Annotated in this window: 16 protein-coding genes; 3 read left to right on the forward strand and 13 right to left on the reverse strand. The window is 66.6% G+C overall.

What is annotated here, in order from left to right; genetic code table 11:
- Positions 1-7: 7 nt before the first annotated feature.
- From AC07VL_RS10535 to AC07VL_RS10555, 5 genes are read right to left on the reverse strand one after another with little or no spacing between them, the layout of a single operon-like run.
- The gene (locus tag AC07VL_RS10535; protein ID WP_494805781.1) at positions 8-3,535 is read right to left on the reverse strand and encodes a PAS domain S-box protein; all 3,528 of its coding nucleotides are present in this window, start codon (positions 3,533-3,535) and stop codon (positions 8-10) included.
- Positions 3,532-4,677 carry an FIST signal transduction protein gene (locus AC07VL_RS10540; protein ID WP_494805782.1) on the reverse strand — a complete coding sequence of 382 codons (1,146 nt, stop codon included), beginning with the start codon at positions 4,675-4,677 and terminating at the stop codon, positions 3,532-3,534. Before AC07VL_RS10540 ends, AC07VL_RS10535 begins: the two co-directional genes overlap by 4 nt.
- A gap of 14 nt (positions 4,678-4,691) precedes the next feature.
- Positions 4,692-5,750 (reverse strand): HD domain-containing phosphohydrolase, encoded by a 1,059-nt coding sequence (locus tag AC07VL_RS10545; RefSeq protein ID WP_494805783.1) that lies wholly within the window; start codon positions 5,748-5,750, stop codon positions 4,692-4,694.
- A gap of 47 nt (positions 5,751-5,797) precedes the next feature.
- Entirely contained in the window at positions 5,798-6,301 is a 504-nt protein-coding gene (locus tag AC07VL_RS10550; RefSeq protein WP_494805784.1) for a chemotaxis protein CheW, read from the reverse strand.
- A 47-nt stretch (positions 6,302-6,348) separates the two neighbouring features.
- A complete protein-coding gene (locus tag AC07VL_RS10555; protein ID WP_494805785.1) occupies positions 6,349-7,251 on the reverse strand; it encodes a GGDEF domain-containing protein in 903 nt (300 codons plus the stop codon).
- A 470-nt stretch (positions 7,252-7,721) separates the two neighbouring features.
- On the opposite strand from AC07VL_RS10555, the gene AC07VL_RS10560 reads away from it, so the two are divergent.
- Entirely contained in the window at positions 7,722-9,374 is a 1,653-nt protein-coding gene (locus AC07VL_RS10560) for a methyl-accepting chemotaxis protein (RefSeq protein ID WP_494805786.1), read from the forward strand.
- Between the two features lie 31 nt (positions 9,375-9,405).
- Here AC07VL_RS10560 and bcaP read toward each other — a convergent pair whose 3' ends face one another.
- Positions 9,406-10,803, reverse strand: a complete 1,398-nt coding sequence (bcaP, locus tag AC07VL_RS10565) for a branched-chain amino acid transporter BcaP (protein WP_494805787.1) — start codon at positions 10,801-10,803, stop codon at positions 9,406-9,408.
- On the opposite strand from bcaP, the gene AC07VL_RS10570 reads away from it, so the two are divergent.
- Positions 10,769-11,011, forward strand: coding sequence for a hypothetical protein (locus AC07VL_RS10570; RefSeq protein WP_494805861.1), 243 nt, complete (start codon positions 10,769-10,771; stop codon positions 11,009-11,011). The two genes, bcaP and AC07VL_RS10570, sit on opposite strands and share 35 nt — an antisense overlap.
- A 353-nt stretch (positions 11,012-11,364) precedes the next feature.
- On the opposite strand, the gene AC07VL_RS10575 is transcribed toward AC07VL_RS10570, so the two are convergent.
- Positions 11,365-11,832: a DUF3761 domain-containing protein gene (locus tag AC07VL_RS10575; protein WP_494805788.1), complete on the reverse strand. Its 468-nt coding sequence runs from the start codon at positions 11,830-11,832 to the stop codon at positions 11,365-11,367.
- A gap of 118 nt (positions 11,833-11,950) precedes the next feature.
- Between AC07VL_RS10575 and AC07VL_RS10580 the strand changes: the two genes are divergently transcribed.
- Positions 11,951-12,280: an IS1595 family transposase gene (locus tag AC07VL_RS10580; RefSeq protein WP_494805859.1), complete on the forward strand. Its 330-nt coding sequence runs from the start codon at positions 11,951-11,953 to the stop codon at positions 12,278-12,280.
- Positions 12,281-12,427: 147 nt separating this feature from the next.
- On the opposite strand, the gene AC07VL_RS10585 is transcribed toward AC07VL_RS10580, so the two are convergent.
- Genes AC07VL_RS10585 through AC07VL_RS10610 form a run of 6 tightly spaced genes read right to left on the reverse strand, consistent with a single transcriptional unit; the run spans position 12,428 to position 19,581 of the window.
- Positions 12,428-14,221: an MFS transporter gene (locus AC07VL_RS10585; protein ID WP_494805789.1), complete on the reverse strand. Its 1,794-nt coding sequence runs from the start codon at positions 14,219-14,221 to the stop codon at positions 12,428-12,430.
- A 38-nt stretch (positions 14,222-14,259) separates the two neighbouring features.
- On the reverse strand, positions 14,260-15,354 hold the full coding sequence (locus tag AC07VL_RS10590) for an N-acetylglucosamine-6-phosphate deacetylase (protein WP_494805790.1): 1,095 nt from the start codon (positions 15,352-15,354) through the stop codon (positions 14,260-14,262).
- A 3-nt stretch (positions 15,355-15,357) separates the two neighbouring features.
- On the reverse strand, positions 15,358-16,125 hold the full coding sequence (locus AC07VL_RS10595) for a DeoR family transcriptional regulator (protein ID WP_070223655.1): 768 nt from the start codon (positions 16,123-16,125) through the stop codon (positions 15,358-15,360).
- Between the two features lie 36 nt (positions 16,126-16,161).
- A complete protein-coding gene (locus AC07VL_RS10600) occupies positions 16,162-17,505 on the reverse strand; it encodes a D-tagatose-bisphosphate aldolase, class II, non-catalytic subunit (protein ID WP_494805791.1) in 1,344 nt (447 codons plus the stop codon).
- 5 nt (positions 17,506-17,510) lie between these two features.
- The gene (locus AC07VL_RS10605; RefSeq protein WP_494805792.1) at positions 17,511-18,458 is read right to left on the reverse strand and encodes an ROK family protein; all 948 of its coding nucleotides are present in this window, start codon (positions 18,456-18,458) and stop codon (positions 17,511-17,513) included.
- The gene (locus AC07VL_RS10610) at positions 18,445-19,581 is read right to left on the reverse strand and encodes an SIS domain-containing protein (protein ID WP_494805793.1); all 1,137 of its coding nucleotides are present in this window, start codon (positions 19,579-19,581) and stop codon (positions 18,445-18,447) included. The genes AC07VL_RS10605 and AC07VL_RS10610 overlap by 14 nt, the downstream gene beginning before the upstream one ends.
- Positions 19,582-19,771: the final 190 nt, after the last annotated feature.

Below are 19,771 nucleotides of genomic sequence, written 5' to 3' on the forward strand. Positions count from 1 at the left end.
ATCTACATCAAGTTTGGCCGGATGCGTGGAGAGCCGCGCCCGCCTGCTGCGCGAATAGCTGCAACTGGGCCTCCAGCGCGGCGAGCCGCGCCTGCAGCGCCGGTGGTGGCGCCGCCGCCGCTTCGCGCTCGATGGCCGCGGCGATGGCGACGGCGGGAGCCGCATGGAAGTTGCCCAGCAAACCGGCCAGGGTATGCGCCTGCCGGCTCACGGCAGGCCGGTCGTGCGCCTGCAGGGCCGTGCGCATGGCATCGAGCTGGGCCGGCAGGCCGGCCAGGAACGCGGCGCCGATGATGGCGACGACCTCGGGGTCGGCGCCGGCCAGGGCCGCGCCATAGTCGAAGCCGGCCTGGGCCTGCCTGGCCGCCGGCACCTCGGCCGGCGGCACGGCGGGTGCCGGCACATGGTTTCCTAGTTGCAACACGTGCTGCTGGATCAGGCTCTGGAAGGCGGCCGTGCGGAACGGCTTGGACAGGTAATCGTCCATGCCGCCGGCAATGCAGCGTTCGCGGTCGCCCTCGAAGGCGCTGGCCGTCATGGCGATGATGACGCTGCGCGGCATGCCTTGCGCCTCGCGCTGGCGGATCTGCGCCGTCGCCTCGAAGCCGCCCATTTCCGGCATCTGCAGGTCCATCAGGATCAGGTCGAAGTGGCCGGCGGCATGGCGCGCGAGCGCTTCGCGGCCGTGCGCCGCATGCGTGACCCTGTGGCCCGCATTGGTGAGCAGCACGGTGGCCAGTTCGCGGTTCATGGCATTGTCCTCGACCAGCAGGATGTCCAGGCTGGGCGTGCTTTCGCGCACGGCGTGGCGCGTCACCACGGGGGCGGTGCTGGGCAGGTCGCGGCAGGTGCCCAGCACGCTCATGGTGACCGTCAGCAGCTCGTCCGGGCTGGCCGGCTTGAGCAGGTAGCCCTGGATGCCCAGTTCGCGGCAGCGCGCCGCGTCGCCCAGGCTGCCACTCGACGACAGCATGACGATGGGCACCTGGCTCCAGTGGGGCAGGGCGGCCATCGCCGCCGCCGTCTCGAAGCCATTCATGCCCGGCATGGCAAAGTCCATGATGATGCAGTCCGCCGGCAGGGCGGTGCGGCAGGCGTCGAGCGCCGCCTCGCCCGATTCGCAGGCGGTGACGCTGGCCCCGCAATGCCCGAAGATCTTGCGCAGGATGGTCAGGCTGCTGGTATTGTCGTCGACCAGCAGGATGGTGCGCCCGGCCAGCGAGCTGCCGGGCGGCGGCAGGGGCGGGCGGTTCTCGCTGATGGGCAGGGCCAGCTCCACGCTGAAAGTGCTTCCCTTGCCCAGCTCGCTCGTCAGGCGGATGCTGCCTTGCATCATCGTCACCAGGCGGCGCGTGATCGACAGGCCCAGTCCCGTGCCGCCGAAGCGCCGCGTGGTCGAGCCGTCTTCCTGCTGGAAGGCGTCGAAGACGGCCTCCTGCATGTCGGCGGCGATGCCGATGCCGGTGTCGCGCACCCCCAGCTGCAGCCGTGCCATGCCGTCGCCGCGGGCCAGCAGCCGGGCGCTGACGATCACCTCGCCATGCGGCGTGAACTTGATGGCGTTGCCCGTCAGGTTGGTCAGTACCTGGCGCAGGCGGCCCGGGTCGCCCAGCAGGGTTTGCGGCAGCGCGGGATCGAGGTCGAGCACCAGTTCCAGCCCGCTGGACTGGGCCCGCATGGCATGGGCGCGCATGGTTTCCTGCATCAGCTGGCGCAGGTTGAAGGGGATGCTTTCCAGGGTCAGCATGCCGGCCTCGATCTTTGAAAAGTCGAGGATGTCGTTGATGATGCACAGCAGGGCGTCGGCCGAGGCCTTGACGATTTCCAGGTATTTGCGCTGGTGCACGTCGAGCTCGGAGTCGAGCACCAGGTCCGTCATGCCGAGGATGCCGTTCATCGGCGTGCGGATCTCGTGGCTCATGTTGGCCAGGAATTCGCTCTTCGAGCGACTGGCCGATTCGGCCACTTCCTTGGCCTGCAGCAGCGCGCGTTCGGCCGCCTTCTGGCTGGAGATGTCGACCAGGGTGCCCACCAGGCCGCTCAGGCTGCCATCCGACTTCAGCAGGGCGGCCTTGCTGAACAGCACATCGACCTGCCGCGCGCCGACGCTCAGCCGTTCTTCATACGTCTGGTTGCCCCGGTCCTGCAGCAGGCGCGCATCCTGCTGCGCCACCAACTGCGCTTGCTGCGGCGGCAGGATGTCCGCCGCCGTCAGGCCCAGCAGGTCCGATTGGGCCACGCCGAAGAAGGCGCAGAAGGCGCGGTTGGCGCGCAGGTAGCGGCCCTGCACATCTTTCAGGTACAGGGGGATGGGGATGGTCTCGATCAGCGCGTCGACGAAATTGAGGTTGTGCTGCAGTTCGCGCGCCGCCAGGCGCCGCTCCGTGATGTCGGTCAGGCTGCCAGTGATGCCGGCCAGCCGCCCCAGGCCGTCGTGTTCGGCGCGCGCGCAGACGTCGATCCAGCGCACGCTGCCGTCGCTGGTGACGTAGCGCGCTTCATGGCGCATGCTGTCCACCTGGCCCGACTGCAGTTGCGCCAGGCCGGCGGCGGCGCGGTTGCGGTCGCGCGCATCGATGAACTGCAGCACGTTCCTGCCCAGGCTGTTGGCGATGGAAAAACCGGTAATGGCATGCCAGGCGGGGTTGAGGAAGGTCCAGGCGCCGCTCAGGTCCGTGCGGAACACCACTTCATTGAGGCTGTTGACGACGTTGCGGTATTCGCGCTCGCTTTTCGCGATGGTTTCGGCCATGCGCTTGCTGTCGCTGATTTCCGTGCGGATGGCGATGTATTGATAGGGCTTGCCGGCCGCGTCGAGGAAGGGCACGATGGTGGCATCGACCCAGTACTGCTGGCCGTCCTTGGCGTGGTTGCAGATTTCGCCGTGCCACACCTGGCCCGTGGTGATGGTTTGCCACATCTGCGCAAAGAAGGCGTCCGGGTGCGTGTGCGAGTTGATCAGGCGGTGCGTCTTGCCGATCAGCTCCTCGCGCGCATAGCCGCTGATGGCACAGAACTTGTCGTTGACGTAAATGATGACGCCAGCCGTGTCGGTGATGCTGACAATGGCGTGCTGGTCCATCGCGAAGCGCTGGTTCAGCAGCTCGATGCGGCGCAGTTCCTGCTGCGCCACCAGTTCGGCCAGCAGCACGGACAGGCCCTCGATATCGCCTTCCTGCGGCAGGCGCAGTCCGGAATCGTCGTTGTCGAGCAGGCGCACGGCCGCCACGCGCAGCGACTGGATCACGCGGTTGCGGCTGGCCAGTTCCGTGCGCAGCAGGTCATTGGTCATGCTCAGTTCCGTGGAACTGAGCTCCAGGCTGCGCGAGCGCAGGTCCAGGTCCCGTTCGGACTGGTCGTAGGCGCTGTCGATGCGCAGCAGCAGGGCTGGCAGGCCGGCCAGGAAGCCGGCCAGTTCGGCTGGCAAATCCGGCTGCGCGCACAGCGCCTGTGCCTGCGCCAGCAGGGCGGCGCGGGCGCCTTCCGAATCGATGTTGCAGACCCGGCTCAATTGGCGTGCCAGGGTGCGGTTCATGTTTCGCTCAGCACGGTCACGGTCATCGTCTGGTTGTGCAGCTGGCATGCGCCGTGCGGCTGGGCGATGCCGATTTCGCCATTCGAGTAGAAACCGGCGATGCAGCTCACGCCGGCGCCCAGCAGGTCGGCCACGGCCTCGACTTCCTCGTCGACCCGGTCGCCCATGACCAGCTTGCGCCCCACGCAGCTGACGAGCAGGGCCAGCTGGTCACCCTGCGCGTCGGCGTGCGGCTGGACGCCGCGCGCCGCCGTTTCGGCGCCGTCGATCAGTTTATTGGTGCTCGAGTGCATCAATTTCAGGTAACCGTCGGCGAGGATGTCGCCGGCCAGGGTCAGCGAACCCTGTTCCTCGTCAACGGCGAGGATGGTGCGGAAGACATTGCTTTTCTCATGCGCGGCCGACAGCATTTCAAAGGGGAACAGCAGGCCCGAGCCGGGCAGGTCGCGCGCATAGTCGCCCAGGTACAGCTTGTAGATATCGAGCGCCCGCGCGCCGTCCAGGCCGTACAGCACGTTGCCGACGCAGCGCGTCACCTTGCGCGCGGGGCCGAACGCTTCCCAGCCCGCGTGGCTGCCGTAGCCGAGGCGGACATGGCCGCCGTACAGGCCGACGGCGACGACGGTATTGTCGGCCGCGCCGCGCGGACCCAGGGTCCACGTCTGGCGGAAGGCGCCGCCATCGGCTGCCAGCCCGCCGGACACCGTCACGCCCGGCGGCAGGTTCGCCTGCAGGCCGGCGATGAGGGCGCTGCCGTTGATGGCCACGCCCGTGCCCAGCATGAAGACGGCCGCCAGGCCTTCCTGCGGCAGCGCCTGCGCCAGGCGTTCGCCCGTGTCGCGCGAGTCGGCCATGTCGCAGATGATGGCGTCGGCGATGGCCACCTGGGTGCGGGCGAAGCGGATGGCGGTGATGACGCAGCTGTCGTCGTAGACGCGCTTGCCGGCGATTTCGCCGGCCGTGGAACAGCCGGCGATGACGGCGCCGGGCAGCTGGCGGCGCAAGGCCGCCGTCAGCCCGGGCGTGGCGAAGTAGGCGCAGGCGCCGAAGACCAGCACCAGCTGCGGCCGCAGGTCCGCCAGCGGCGCCAGGACGGCATCGAAGTCGGCATGGTTGTTCAGGATCAGTTGTTGCACGCGCATGGCAGGCTCCTCGCTTAAAGTGGGTGGGCATGGGGCTGGACGGGGTCGGGCAGGCTGTCGCGGATGGCCAGCACCTCATCCCAGGCGCCGAGGAAGGCGTCGATGCACAACGGACAGAAATGGCTGCCCCGGTTTTGCTGCAGGAACAGGCGTGCCTGCTCCAGGGGCCAGGCCGGCTTGTACGGGCGTTCCGAACTGAGCGCGTCGAAGACGTCGGCCACGGCCACGATGCGCGCCGACAGCGGTATCTGTTCGCCCGCCAGGCCGCGCGGATAGCCGCTGCCATCGTATTTCTCGTGGTGGCCGCAGGCAATTTCCTCGGCCAGCCGGATCAGCGGCGAATCGCTGCCGGCCAGGATCTGGCCGCCGATTTGCGCGTGCTGGCGCATGATGGCCATTTCATCGGGGTCCAGCCGTCCCGGCTTGAGCAGGATGTGGTCGGGCGTGGCCAGCTTGCCCACGTCGTGCATGGGCGCCGCGTGCAGCAGCAGTTCCTGCCATTGCGCATCCGTGCCCAGGTCCCTGGCGATGAGCGCCGAGTAGCGGGCCATGCGCATGATGTGGCCGCCCGTTTCCGGGTCGCGGAATTCGGCCGCCCGCGCCAGGCGCGTGACCAGCTCCATTTCGCGCGCCGTGACGTTGGCGATGGCGCGCTGCACCTCGTGCTCGAGCAGCTTGGCGCGGTCGGCCAGCATGGTTTGCGCCGCGCGCAAGGCCAGCAGGTTGCGCACGCGCAAACTGAACTCGATGGTGTCGACGGGCTTGGTGAGAAACTCCGTCACGCCCAGCGAAAAGGCCTGCTTGCGCACGGCGCGGTCGTTCTCGGTGGTGACCATGATGATGGGGGTGTCGGCCATGCCGTCCATCTTGCGGAAAATGCGCAGAAACTCGTTGCCCGACAGGCTGGGCATCCGGTAGTCGAGCAAGACCAGGTCCGGCACGTGCGATACGCACCAGTCCAGCGCGTCGATGGGGTCGCTCATGCAGACCGGCTCGATGCTGCTGGCCTTGCGCGCCAGGGTCGATAGCAGGCTCAGGTTGGTGTCGTTATCATCGACGATCAGGATGCTCATGGTGTCTCCGCGCGGGGCGCATTCGGGTAGTGGGACGGGCGGCGGCCTCAGGCCGCCAGTTTGCCGCCGGCATGCATGCCCATGCCCGACAGCAGGCTGTCCATGTCGAGCACGATCAGCATGCGTTCATCCAGGGTGCCGATGGCTGTCACGTGGCCGGCCATGGCGGAGCCGTGCAGCTGCGGCGGCGGCTTGAGCTGTGCCGGTGCCAGCGGCACCACGTCGGCCACGCGGTCGACGACGATGCCGGTGGCCCCCTGCGCGAAGATCAGGATGATGACTACCGTCGAGGCGTCATACGCGGGCTCGGCCTGGCCCAGGGAAATGCGCAGGTCGATCAGCGGCACGATGCTGCCGCGCAGGTGAATGAATCCCTTGAGGAAGGCGGGGGCGTTGGCGATGCGGGTCACGGCGCCGTAGCCGCGGATTTCCTGCACCAGGCCGATGTCGATCGCGTACTCCTCCTTGCCCAGTCCGAAGACCAGCAATTCGCGTGCCCCCGCCTGTGCCAGCTGGCTGGTGGGTGCGGCATGTGTCGTGGTGGTTTCCATGTGCTTGCTCCTGTCAGGTGATGCGTGGGTGGATGCGGATGCGCTACTCAGGCTTGCTCGGTGCGGTTGCGGCCCTGGTTCTTGGCCTGGTAGAGCGCGGCGTCGGCCTGCATGTAGCCTGCCTTCCAGTCGCCGTTGACGGGCAGCGGCGCCAGGCCGATGCTGATCGTTACCGGAATGTGCAGGTTGCCGAAGTCGAAACGCGTTTCGGCCACGGCGCGACGGATGCGCTCGGCCACCTGGTACGCCATGGCCATGTCGGTGTGCGGGAACAGGAAGCCGAATTCCTCGCCGCCTACGCGGGCGATGACGTCCGACGCCCGCGCCTGGAACTGGAATACGGCGGCGATGGCTTGCAGGACGGCGTCGCCGGCGGCATGGCCATGCTGGTCGTTGACGTGCTTGAAGAAATCGATGTCGGCGATGCCGATGGCCAGGGAGCTGCCGGCGCGCCTGGCCCGCGCCGCCGAGCGCACGGCTTCGATCTCGAAGGCGCGGCGGTTGGGCAGGTGGGTCAGCGGGTCGCTCAGGGCGATGCGTTGCAACTGCTGCCAGCGTGCCGCATTCTGCTGTTCGATGGCGCGTTCGTGGCGCTGGTCGATGAAGAAGGCCCCCATGTAGTTCTCGTCGTTCAGCTTGCCCAGGTCCATGGCCTTGAGCACGATGGGCAGCATCGAGCCGTCGCGGTGGCGGATGGCGAAATGGCGCTTGTGCCCCAGCACCTTCGATTTCTTTTCGCCCGCCAGGTAGGCGCCGATCTGCGCGCCATGCTGCTGGCGCACCGCGTCGGGCAGCAGCGCCTCGATCTGCTGGCCGGAGAGGCTGCCCGGCGCATAGCCGCTCAGCGCATACATGGCGTCGTTTGCATAGCGGATGCGCGAGGCGGCATCGATGATGACGGCGGCATCGTCGGCGGCGTCGAGCAGGCGCAAGGCCAGGACTTGGTTCATGAGTTTCTCCCCTGCATAACTACGGATTTGCTGGAGCGGGATGCGCGCTGTGTTGGCATGGCCGCCGTGTTCCATATGACTCATCATACACCAAATAAACTAGATTTCAATGAATTTCATGATTTAAACGATTTGTATTTTTGGTGCAACGGCTATTTTGGCGCAAAAGAGCGCCTCCGACAGCCATCGCGCACTATGAAAATGCAGATTCGGCCCAGTTCCGCGCATCTTTAAAAACGCAAAATTCGGTTTATTTTTAAATTTAAATGTTGAAATTGTTGGATTTGTGTAGCAAAATAAATTTGATCCAGATCAAAAAATGGCGAATAAGGGCATAAAAGTTGTTGCACGGCGCCCCTTTCCACTTTCCAGGATCGCTGCAGGACAAGACGAATGTTGTGAGGCCAGGGCGCGAGCCCGCTAGTTTCCGGATGGCGCCGCCATCGGGCGGATAGATAGGAGAGAGAGACATGCGTAACAATATGCCGGTAACAAACAGGGAATATGTGCTCAGCGAGGGTCAGACGGTAGTCTCGAAGACTGACCTGCAGGGCAATATCACCTATGTCAACCAGGACTTCATCGATATCAGCGGTTTTTCGGCCGAGGAGCTGATCGGCGCGCCGCAAAACATCGTGCGCCATCCGGACATGCCGGTCGAGGCTTTCGCCGACTTCTGGCGCACCATCAAGGGCGGCAAGGCGTGGACGGGGATGGTCAAGAATCGCTGCAAGAATGGCGACTACTACTGGGTGGAGGCGAACGCCGCGCCGATGCTGGTAGATGGCAAGATGGTGGGCTACACTTCGATCCGCGTCAAACCCAGCCGGGAACAGGTGGCGGCCGCCGAGCAGGCCTACCGGGCGATCAGGCAAGGCAGCACGGCGCTGGAAGTGCGCGAAGGCGTGGCCGTGCCCCGCTCGGCCCTGCGGCGCCTGAACCTGATGGCGCGGCTCACGCTGCGCGCCCGGCTGGGCCTGATGTTCGGCACCCTGGCGCTGCTGTTTGGCGCCGCGCCGGCCATCTCCTACGTGGCCACGGGACACGCCGGCGTGCCGATGCTGTTTACCACGCTGTGCGGTGTAGTGTCGTGCGCGGCCGGCGGCTATGCCTTGCAGCGCACGACCGTGGCGCCGCTGGAGCGCATGCGCAGCGATATCGAGCGCATGAGTGCGGGTGATCTGTCGGGCAGCATCACGGCCAGCGGCAACGACGAGCTGACGGCGGTGGTGCAGGCGCTGCGCGTGCTGCAGACGAACGTCAAGCTGCTGGTCGGGCAAATCAAGGAATCGACGGGCGTGGTGGGGCGGGGCGCGCAGGAAATCGCCTCAGGCAACGCGAACCTGTCGCGGCGCACCGAGTCGCAGGCCGGCGCGCTGGAAGAAACGGCATCGTCGATGGAAGAGCTGACGGGCACGGTCAGGCAGAATGCCGAGAACGCGCGCGAGGCGAACCGCCTCGTCAGCACCGCCGCGGAAACGGCGCGCAAGGGGGAGCAAGCCGTGGCGCAGGTGATTGCCACCATGGGCGCGATCCAGGAGAGCTCGCGCAGGATCGTCGATATCATCGGCGTGATCGACGGCATTGCTTTCCAGACGAATATCCTGGCTCTGAATGCGGCCGTGGAGGCGGCGCGCGCCGGGGAGCAGGGACGCGGCTTTGCGGTCGTCGCATCCGAGGTGCGCAGTCTGGCGCACCGCTCGGCCCAGGCCGCCAAGGAAATCAAGGTGCTGATCGGCGACTCGGTGGACAAGGTGGGCGTGGGCAGCCGGCTGGTGCAGGATGCGGGCAGGACGATGGCCGACATCGAGCATTCGGTGGGCCAGGTGGCCGGCTACATGGCCGACATCACGGCCGCCAGCCAGGAGCAGAGCGAGGGCATCGAGCAAATCAACCAGGCCATCACGCAGATGGATGACGTGACGCAGCAAAATGCCGCCCTGGTCGAGCAGGCGGCCGCCGCGGCGGCCGACATGCAGCAGCAGTCGGTGCAGCTGGCCACGCTGGTTGATGCCTTCCAGCTGGTGCGCGGTGCGGCCGTCGGCGCGGACCGCGCGGCATCGCTGCCGGCGGCCACGGCGCCGTTCCCGCGCCGGCTGCTGTCCGCGCCCGGCCTGGCGTAGCCGCCGTGCGCGCGGCGCGGACCGCTTGCCGTCAGGCGGGCGGATGCAGCAGCGAGCGCCGGCGCGCGTAGCCGAAGTAGATGACGAGGCCGATCACCAGCCAGATGGAAAATGCCACCCAGGTGACCCAGCTGAGAAAGCTCATCAGGCCCACGCACAGGATCACGGCCAGCGCCGGCACGTAGGGCACGCCGGGGCAGCGGAAGGCGCGCGGCAGGTCGGGACGGCGCTTGCGCAGCACCACCACGGCGACGGAGACCATGGTGAAGGCGGCCAGCGTGCCGATGTTGATCAGCTCGGCGAGGATGTTGAGCGGGATCACGGCAGCGATCAGGCCGAACACGATGCCCACCAGCCAGGTGGCGAAGAATGGCGTGTGGAAGCGCGGGTGCACGCTCGACAGGCGCTTGGGCAGCAGGCCGTCGCGCGACATGGCGAAGATGATGCGCGTCTGGCCGAAGGCCATCACGAGGATCACGGTGGTCATGCCGAGGATGGCGCCCAGGTCGACGAAGCCGGCGATCCAGTTTTCGCCCGCGTATTGCAGGGCCAGCGAGACGGGATGGTCGATGCCGAGGAATTTCTGGTATGGCACGATGCCCGTCATGATGGCCGACACCACCACGTACAGCACGGCGCATACGGCCAGCGAGCCGATGATGCCGATCGGCAGGTCGCGCGACGGCTTCTTGACTTCCTCGGCGGCCGAGGTGACGGCGTCAAAGCCGATGAAGGCGAAGAAGACGAGGGCGGCGGCGCTCAGCATGCCGTGGTAGCCGAACGGCATGTAGGGCTGCCAGTTGGCCGGCTGCACGTGGCGCGCGCCGAAGAGGATGAACAGCAGCACCACGCCCACCTTGATGGCCACCATGACGTTGTTCAGGCGCGCCGATTCGCGCACGCCCCAGCCCAGCATGGCCGTCAGGGCCAGCATGATGACGAGGGCCGGCAGGTTGATGAAGGTCGTCACGCCGGGCAGGGCGCCGGGCGCGGCGGTGAGCGCGACGGGCAGGGTGATGCCAAAGCCCGACAGCAGCGACTGGAAATAGCCGGACCAGCCGACGGAGACGGCGGCCGCGGCCAGGCCGTATTCGAGCAGCAAGTCCCAGCCTATCATCCAGGCGGCCAGCTCGCCCAAGGTCGCATAGCTGTAGGTGTAGATGGAGCCGGCGACGGGCACGGTGGAGGCGAATTCCGCATAGCACAGGGCGGCGAAGCAGCAGGCGACGGCCGCCACGACGAAGGACAGCGACAGGGCGGGGCCGGCCGTCAGCGCGCCCGTGCCGGTGAGTACGAAAATGCCCGTGCCGACGATGGCGCCGATGCCCATGAGGACAAGGTCGAAGGGGCCCAGCACCTTGGCCAGTCCTCCCGGCTTCTTGCTGTGGGCAATCATGTCATCCAAATTCTTGGTTCTAAATAAGCTCACTGTCTCTCCTGTGTGTTTTTGTCATGGCGCCATTGCCGCCTCGTGGGTAGCACGACGCAGCCAGATTCTAGCCCAGGCGGCCGCCATTCCAGAAGGAAAAACGTACGGTGCCGTGCGCGCCGGCCTGCAAGCCGCGCTCCCAGGCAAGAAAATCTATGCCGCCCTTTTTTTGCAAGCGGATTTTGTCCGATGGCAGTCGGCTCGCTGAAGTCGCTCCGGTGCCTGACTGGAGCGGTTTTTCCGCAGGTAACTTATAGGGGAAGGGTGACCGTTTCATGCGCCCCGAAGCGTCGGGCTGGCATGGGGAATCAAGGACAGTGTCAGGCCAGGAATGCTCCGGCTTAGGCCGGACCACGGCCATCGGGACTGCTTTGATCTTGACGAATGGCGGGCATAGTTGCGTGAAGGCATTGTGCTTCTGACGCGACGCCAGTGAAAGCGGGTGGCGGAAGCGGGGGGCGGAATACTTGAAAAAATGCCCGCGACAGGCGGGCTGATGAGCGTGGGATGGGCAATGCACTGACAGGTGACAATCCGGTCAGTGCAGATCCTGGCGCGCGCTTATTTCCCGCAAGCCTTTCCATGTTCACCATGGAACCCTTTGGCCTTGGCATCTGCTTCAGCCATGTATTCGCCTTTTTTTGTCTTGCCGTAGTACTTATCACCTTCGCAATGATAGACCTTGCTTGCGGTGTTAACCCAAACCTTGCCGTCGCCGCCGCCTGGAGCCATCTGGGCAGGCGCTGCCTTGCCCGCGGTACTCGCCGCAGGAGCCGCGCCAGCTGCCATCTTCGCAGGCGCTGCGTTGCTCATCATGCCGCCGTGGCCACGGCAACCGTGAGTGGATTGGCCTAGGGGCGCCGAACCATCTTTGCACTTGGGCATGGGCGCCACATCTGGCATAGCGGAATTTCCCATCGCTGCGGCCGATGGCTTGGGTGCCGCCGAAGGTGCAGTTGCCGGGGTCTGTGCGAACGCCTGCGACGCAAAGGCTGCACTGACTGCGAGGATTGCCAAGAAATTTTTCATTTAGAGTCTCCGGTGTGCACGAAATGACGTGTCTGCATGCATTAACGCAGCTACGCATGTGCCGTTGACTCCGCCGAGAAAAATATGGATGCAGGTGCCTCAAGCGCCTGGGCGGGCGATGGATGAAAATTGCTCAAGGGAAATTTGTCGAAATAAGCTGCATCACTGTTTGTCTCCCGTCATCGACAAGGATGTCTTGCTGGTGACGGACGGCCATGCTGCTTGCCGGGCCTTCGCGCGCGCTGCGGGCATCAGCCACCAGGCCGTCAACTTGCGCGCCGGCATCCGCGTGCGGGGCGCCCTCCACGTGCAGAACGTCAACGCCTATCACAGCCGCCTGCGGGAATGGCTGCGGCCCTTTCACGGCGTGGCCACGCGCTACCTGCCGAACTACCTGGGATGGCGCTGGATACTCGATGCCGGGCGCATCCGCTCGCCAGAAACCTAATTGAAGGCAACGTTGGGAGCGTTCCCACACTTGACGGTGACATAGCCAAATGAAAACACCCTATAAGTTTGATAACTTATAGGGTGAGGGCATGTGATTGGCGCCCGGACGCTGGACCGGGGCCGCATGGGAGACTGCTTGAATTCGCTATCTGGCGAAATGCGCTTCGATTTCCTCGAGTGTTCTTCCCTTGGTCTCCGGCAACAAAAACGCGGCCGCCAGGAAATACAGCACGGTGCAGCCGGCGCCGAAGAAGAACAGGGTGGAATAGCCGTGCAAGCCCACCGTCGGCAGGAAGATGGCGGCGATGACCGTCGAGACGAACTGGTTCACCAGCAGGGCGATGCTCATGCCGTTCGAGCGGATGCGCGTGGGCATCAGCTCGGACAGGGCCAGCCACACGCACACGCCGGGACCGACGGCAAAGCTGGAGACGAACACGCAGATGGCAATCGCCACCAGCCAGCCATGCGTGGACGAGGGCACGGGACCGAGGCTGGCCTTCTCGATGCGCAGCGGCGCCTCGCGCCCGGCGGCCGGGTCGGCGAACGGGTTCAGGTGCAGCTTGCGGAAGAACACGCCGATCACGCTGTCGGCCTGCACGGCGTCTTCGCGGGCGATCGTCACCTGGCGCAGCACGGGGTCGTCGCTGCGCAGGCTCTTCACGTTGGTGAACGGGCCGTAGGCGTAGGCGATGGTCAGCTGCTGCGGCGTGCCGTCGGCCGCCGCGCCCAGGGCCGCCAGGGTGGCCGCATCGAGGTGCACGGTCAGGCCGTCGGCCTGCACCTGCGCCGCGATGGCGGGGCGCACGTCGGCCAGGTGCGCTTCGGCGCCGCGGAACAGCAGGCCGGCCGCCAGCAGCGAGACGACGATGCCGCCCGTGCCCAGCATCAGCAGGAACTTGCGGCCCTTGCGGTCCACCAGCAGCACGGCCACCACCGTCATCACGGCATTGAGCACTTTCAGCAAGACGTCGGCCATGTTGGCCGAGGCGCCCGACAGGCCCGCCTGGTTGAGGATATTGACGACATAGGCGAGGATGGAATTGATGCCCGTCGCCTGCGTGCAGGCGAGGATCAGGCAGGCCAGCAGGAAGGGCAGCACGTAGCGACGGCTCAGCAGCGGGTCCTTGGCCTTGGCCGTGCCGCTCGTCTTGGCCGCGTTCTCGGGGGTATCGAGCATTTCGCGCAGTTCCAGGTCGGCTTCGGCGGGCAGGCGGGTGCGCAGCAGCGACTGGCGTGCCTGCTCGATGCGGCCGCGGCGGGCCAGCCAGCGCGGCGATTCGGCCAGCAGCAGGCTGCCGATGGTAAACACGAGGCCCGGCGTCAGGCAGACCCAGAAGATGCTGCGCCAGGCGTGGTCCTTGGCGGCGAAGATGGCGGCGATGCGGCCTGCTTCCGGCAAGGCCTGCGCCGCCTGCGTGGCCGTTTCCACCGTCTGCGCCTGCAGCAGGCCGATCAGGGCGGCGGCCACCAGGCCGATGGTCAGCAGCAGCTGGAACAGGGCCGCGCCCCGCCCACGCTGCTGCGCGGGCAGGCATTCGGCCAGGTACAGGGGCACGACGACGCCGATCAAGCCGCCGCTGATGCCTTGCAGCAGGCGGCCCAGCAGCAGGGGCAGGTAGCCGTCGGCCAGGGCGATCAGCGGGATGCTGGCGCTGAACAGGGCGCCGGCCAGGAACATCACCCAGCGCCGGCCCAGCAGGTCGGACAGGGCGCCGGCGAACAGCGACGAGAGGACCGAACCCAGCAGCACGGCGGCGACGATAAAGCTCAGCTGCTGGGCCGTCAGTTTCCAGGCCACGGAGGCCGTCGATTCCAGGTAGGGCAGGGCGCCGGCGATGATGCCGATGTCTATGCCGTAGAGCAATCCCCCCATGCCGGCAATAAATAGCAGGTAGCGCATGGCCCACACGGGGGCCTTGTGTGACGTGTCGTGCATGAAAACTCCGGGACGGGGTTGAGGTGAGATGAAGTGGTCTAGCGGGTGGAAAGATCGATGGCCGCGCCTTCGACGAAGACGGACACTGGCTGTAGTGCTGAATCGAGGACGACGATATCGGCCCAGGCGCCCGGTGCCAGGCGGCCCCGTTCGGATTCGCCCAGGTAATCGGCGGGGTACAGCGACAAACGGTTCGAGGCGTCGGCCAGGTCCAGGCCCAGCTCGACGAAATTGCGCAGGGCCTGGTCCATGGTCAGCACGCTGCCGGCCAGCGAGCCCGTGGCCAGGCGCACGCAGCCCAGGCATTTGTAGACGCGCTGCGTGCCCAGGCCGTATTCGCCGTCCGGCATGCCGGTGGCCGAGGTGGCGTCCGTCACGCCGTACAGGCGGGGGATGGCGCGCAGGGCCGCGCGCAGGGCGCCCTTGGCCACGTGCTGCAGGTCGGGGATGATTTCCGCGTACTCCGCGTGCGCCAGCGCCGCGCCCACCATGCCGGGGTCGTAGTGCGTCATGCCCGTCATGCCGTTGTACAGGTGGGTAAAGCCGGCCACGCCGGCCTGCAGGGCCGCCACGCCTTCGTCATACGTGCCGGCGCTGTGGCCGATCTGCACGCGGATGCCCATCGCCGCCAGCTGCGGGATCAGTTCCAGGTGGCCGGGGATTTCCGGCGCCATGGTGAGTACCTTGATGGGGGCGATGGCGTGGAAGCGCTGCACCAGCGCCAGGCTGGCCTGCACCACGTCGGGCGGCTGCGCGCCCAGGCGGTGCAAATTCAAGAACGGGCCTTCCAGGTGCACGCCCAGCATGCGCGCGCCGTTGGCGGGGCGCTCGGCGATGACGTCGGCCAGGCCTTGCAGGGCGCGCAGGATTGACGGCTCTTTCGCCGTCAGGGTGGTGCCCAGCAGGGCCGTGGTGCCGTGGCGCGCATGCACCTGCGCCACGGTGGCGCCCGCGTTGCCGCCTTCCATGATGTCGACGCCGGCCGCGCCATGCACGTGCAGGTCGATGAAGCCGGGCAGGATGGTCAGCGCGCTGTCGGCGGCAGGGTCTTCTTGTATCTGGACGATGCGCTGGTCAAAGGTGATGGTGCCCGTGATCCAGCCAGATGGGGTAAGGATTCTGCCGCTCAGCATGTATTATTCCGCTATAAAAAGTTCGATGCCCAGCTTGTGCAGCCCTTCGCGGTACTCCTGGCTGATGCTGGCATCGGTGATGACGGTATCGACGCGGTCCAGCTGCACGATGCGGTGCAGGCTGACGCGGCCGAACTTGGAGGCGTCCGTGAGGACGATGATTTTCTTCGCCCGTTCCACCATCTTGTGGTTCAGGCTTGCTTCCGCTTCATGGTGGGTGGTCACGCCAAACTGCAGGTCGAAACCGTCCACGCCCAGGAACAGCTTGTCGAAGCTGTAGGCTTGCAGGCAGGTTTCGGCCTGGCTGCCCTGGATGGACAGCGACTGCTTGCGCAGCAGGCCGCCCGTGAGGATCAGGTCCACGCCCGGCGCGTCGGCCAGTTCCCACGCGATGTTGAGGCCATTCGTGGCCACCGTCACGCCCGTCGCGTCGCGCAGATGGCGCGCCAGCGAGATGGTGGTGGTGCCCGAGTCGATGATGATGTTGTCGCCCGGTTCCACCAGCCGCGCGGCATAGGCGCCGATGCGCTCCTTCTGCTCGTGGTTGATGGCATCCTTCTGGCGTATCGTGTGCTCGGGCGGCGGGGTGCGCGTCAGGGTCGCGCCGCCGTGGCTGCGCGTGGCCATGCCTTGCGCTTCCAGCGCATTCAAGTCGCTGCGGATGGTGACCGCGGACACGCCGAGTTTTTCCACCAGATCGGTCACCTGCACCGAGCCCTGCTGGGCAAGCATTTGGAGGATGGATTCACGGCGTTGGCTGGTATTTCGCATGGTGGCGGGCTCGGTAAAAAAATGAAAAGACCGAGCTTAACAGATTGCCGCTTCGGCAACGACGGCCACTGCCGCATTGCGGTTGCAGGCACGCGCATATTGCGCCAGCAGGCTGCCGATCTTGTGCTCGATCAAGGCCGGCGCCTTGGCTGCCAGGCTGCCCTGCACCACGACCGCATACTGTTCCGGCAAGTGCTGGCTCAGGAGCGGCAGGGGAATGTCCACGCTCTCCAGGTTGGCCAGCAGCTTGCCGACGGCGGCCGCCACTTCCGGCTCGCCCCAGTAGTAGCGGCAACGGTCGCTCAAGCCGTAGCGGCGCATCAGTCGCTGTTCTTCCGGCGTCCCCAGGTAGTGCTTGATCCAGTTCTTCGGCTTGGCCAGCATGACGTCGTCGAGCACCTGCATCAGCTGCGAGGTGGCGGGCGCCGGCAGCAGTTCTTCCTCGATCTGGCACAGGGCGAACAGCGCTTCGCGCAGGGCGAAGGTGGCGGCCGGGCCCACTTTCAGGATGGCGAAATGGTCGCGCACCATGGCGTGCAGGGCCGATTCGCGCTGGTAGTCGGTGGAATGGGCTTCGAACACGAGGCCGGGCTGCTCGGCGACAAAGGCCGACAGCTCCGCGGCGGCATCGGCGTCGTAATGCTGGATGCTGCGCTGGTCGAAATCGACGCCCGGCTGCACCACCATGGCGATCACGCGGCGCCAGGCGCCGTGCAGGCCGTTGTCGAGGAAGGCGCGGCAATGCACGTCGAGCGTGCGGCGCGCCGCCTGCGGGCTGGTGACGGCGCCGGCCTGCGCCAGCGACGCTTCGCCGCCCGGAATCGGCACTTCCGTGCCGATCACGTAGACGGGCGGGGCGAAGCCGGCGGCGGCGGCGGCATCCTCGGCCACCTTGCACAGGCGCGCCGAACGGGCGGCCACGGTTTCATCGTCGAGCTGCAAAGGGTCATCAACGCAGCGCATGCTGCAATCGAGGTGGATCTTGTGGAAGCCGGCCGACGCATACGCGGCGATCAGGGTCTCGGCGTGGTCCATGGCGGTGGCCGCATCGAGGTGCTGCCAGGCGTTCGGACCGAGGTGGTCGCCGCCCAGCACCAGGCGCTCGGCGGGGAAGCCCTGTTCCCGCGCCAGTGCCAGCATGGTGTCGCGGAAGACGGCTGGTGTCATGCCCGTGTAGCCGCCGAACTGGTCGACCTGGTTCGACGTCGCCTCGACCAGCAGCACGGTGTCGTACTCGCTGGCCACGCGCATGGCGGCGCGCAGCACGCTCGGGTGGCTGCAGCAGACGGCGTACAGGCCCACGCGCTCGCCGCGGCGGTGCGCCTTGATCACTTGCTGGATGGGCGAAAGCGTAAAGGTCGGGGTTTCCACTGGATTCATCGTTCTCAAGCCTTTGTATGTTGTCGTATCAAAAGGGCCGCGCCGCGCGCGCCGCCGGCGTCGCCAAAGCGGGGCGGCAGGATGGGCGGCACGTGCACGCCGGGGAACAGGTGGCGCTTGACGGCGGCCGGCAGCCTGTCGTACAGGTGCGGCAGCTTGGACAGGCCGCCACCGAGCACGATGGCGTGCGGGTCGTAGGCCAGCACCAGGCCGGCCAGCGCATGGCCGAGCAGGTCGAGGTGCACGGCCACCGTGCGTTCGGCCACGGCGTCGCCCATGTTGGCGCGCGCGACGATGGCCAGGGGCTCGGCGCCGTCGCCGCCGAAATGCGCGTGGAGTTTGCCCATGGCGGGACCGGAGACATAGCGTTCCAGGCAGCCCGCCTTGCCGCACGGGCAGGCGTATTCCGCCAGGCCGTGCTGCGCCAGCAGGGTGGCGGGCAGGCTCCAGTGGCCCCATTCGCCGGCCACGCCGTTAAAACCGCGCAGCAGCTGGCCGCCCACGCAATAGCCGCCGCCGGCGCCCGTGCCGAGGATGGCGCCGAACATGCTGGCCGCATGGTCGGCCGCGCCGCCCTGCGCTTCCGACAGGGCGAAGCACTGGCAGTCGTTGCCGATGGCGACGGGGCGTTGCAAGGCCTGCTGCAGGGTCTGCGCCACCAGGCGGCCGTTCAGGGCCGGCACGTTGGAGCTCAGTTGCCGGCCGCTGGCGCTGTCGATCACCCCGGGCAGGCCGATGCCCACGGGCGCCGTCGTGCCCAGGGCGGCGTCGCCGCGCGCCACCAGGCCGGTGATGGCTTGCACGAAGGCGGCAAAATCGTCGCCTGGCGTGGCCACGCGCTCGCGGAAGACTTCTTCCAGCGCGCCGTCGCGGTCGGCAAAGGCCACCAGCTCCATCTTGCTACCGCCGATGTCGATGCCGTGAAAGCCTTGCAGTTGATTAGAATTGGTCATGGCCATAGATGGTGACGCCCTGCACGACACGGTTGACGATGCCGCCGGCGAATGGATTGTCGGGGCGCAGTTGCAGCAGCGCGGACTGGTGCAGCGCATATTGCTGCGCCATCAGCAGCCACAAAGGGGCCAGCCAGGCGTCGGGCCAGGCCGGCGCATCGGCGGACAGGTCGCCGCCGATGCCCACCGTCAGGCAGCGCTGCGCCACGCTGTCGCGCTGCAGTTCCTGCAATAAGTCGTCTTCGTACTGGCGCGCCAGCGGCTTGCTGCTGCGCAGCAGGATCACCAGCGATTCCGTCGTGACGGCCGACTTCGGACCGTGGCGGAAACCCAGCGGCGTATTTGCCATCGCCATCACGCGCCCGCCCGTCAATTCCAGGATTTTCAGGGCCGCTTCCTTGGCCAGCGCCTCCAGCGGGCCGCTGCCCAGGTAGACGACGCGCTGCACGGGTGTCGATCCCAGGTCCGCCACGGGGGCCGACCAGTCGCGCAAGGCGTGTTCGCCCAGCTGCGCCAGGGTGTCCAGGCGCTGCAGATCCGCATCCTTGCCCAGCACGGACAGCGCCGCCAGCAGCATGCTGCTAAAGCTGCTGGTCATGGCGAAGCCGCGGTCGCAGCTGCCGGCCGGCATCAGCAGGTTATAGGTATGGGCGTCATGCGCGCCCTGGCGCGCCAGCTTGCCGTCCGCATTGCAGGTGATGTTCAAAAAGCGCGCGCCGGGCACGACCTGGCGCAGCAGTTCCACGGCGGCCAGGCTTTCCGGGCTGTCGCCGCTGCGGGCAAACGAGACGAGCAGGGTGGGCGCATCCGCTTCCAGATACAGCTCATGGTGGGTCAGCAGGGTGGTGGTGGCGATGGCGCGGATCTGCGCGGGCCAGGCCGCATTCAAGCTATCTGCGACGATTTCGCCCACGTAGGCCGAACTGCCGGCGCCCGTCAGGATGACGCGCTGCGCCGGGTTGGACAGGGCGTCGCCCAGGAAGGCGGCCAGGCCGGCCTGCTCGTCGCGCAAAATGGCGGCCAGCGCGCGCCAGATGGCGGGCTGGTGGGCGATTTCCTCGGCCGTGTACAGGCCGCCGATGTCGCGCCAGGATTGTGTGTCACGCTGCAGAAGGGTAGTCATGTGAGGTCAGTAAAGTGTTTGTTGTGAGAAAGCATAAATACTAAATTTCGAAAAGTCAAATACGAAAGTAAAACGAAAGTAAATTGTTGCGTTGCTTGCGAAATAATGTCGTTTTATGGGGGCTGAAGTGTGCTGCAGTGCCGCATCAGCGCCGCGCGAAGCCCCCTGTCGCTGCGGCCTGTCGCTGAAA

This window comes from Janthinobacterium sp. GW821-FHT03C08, assembly GCF_059420905.1.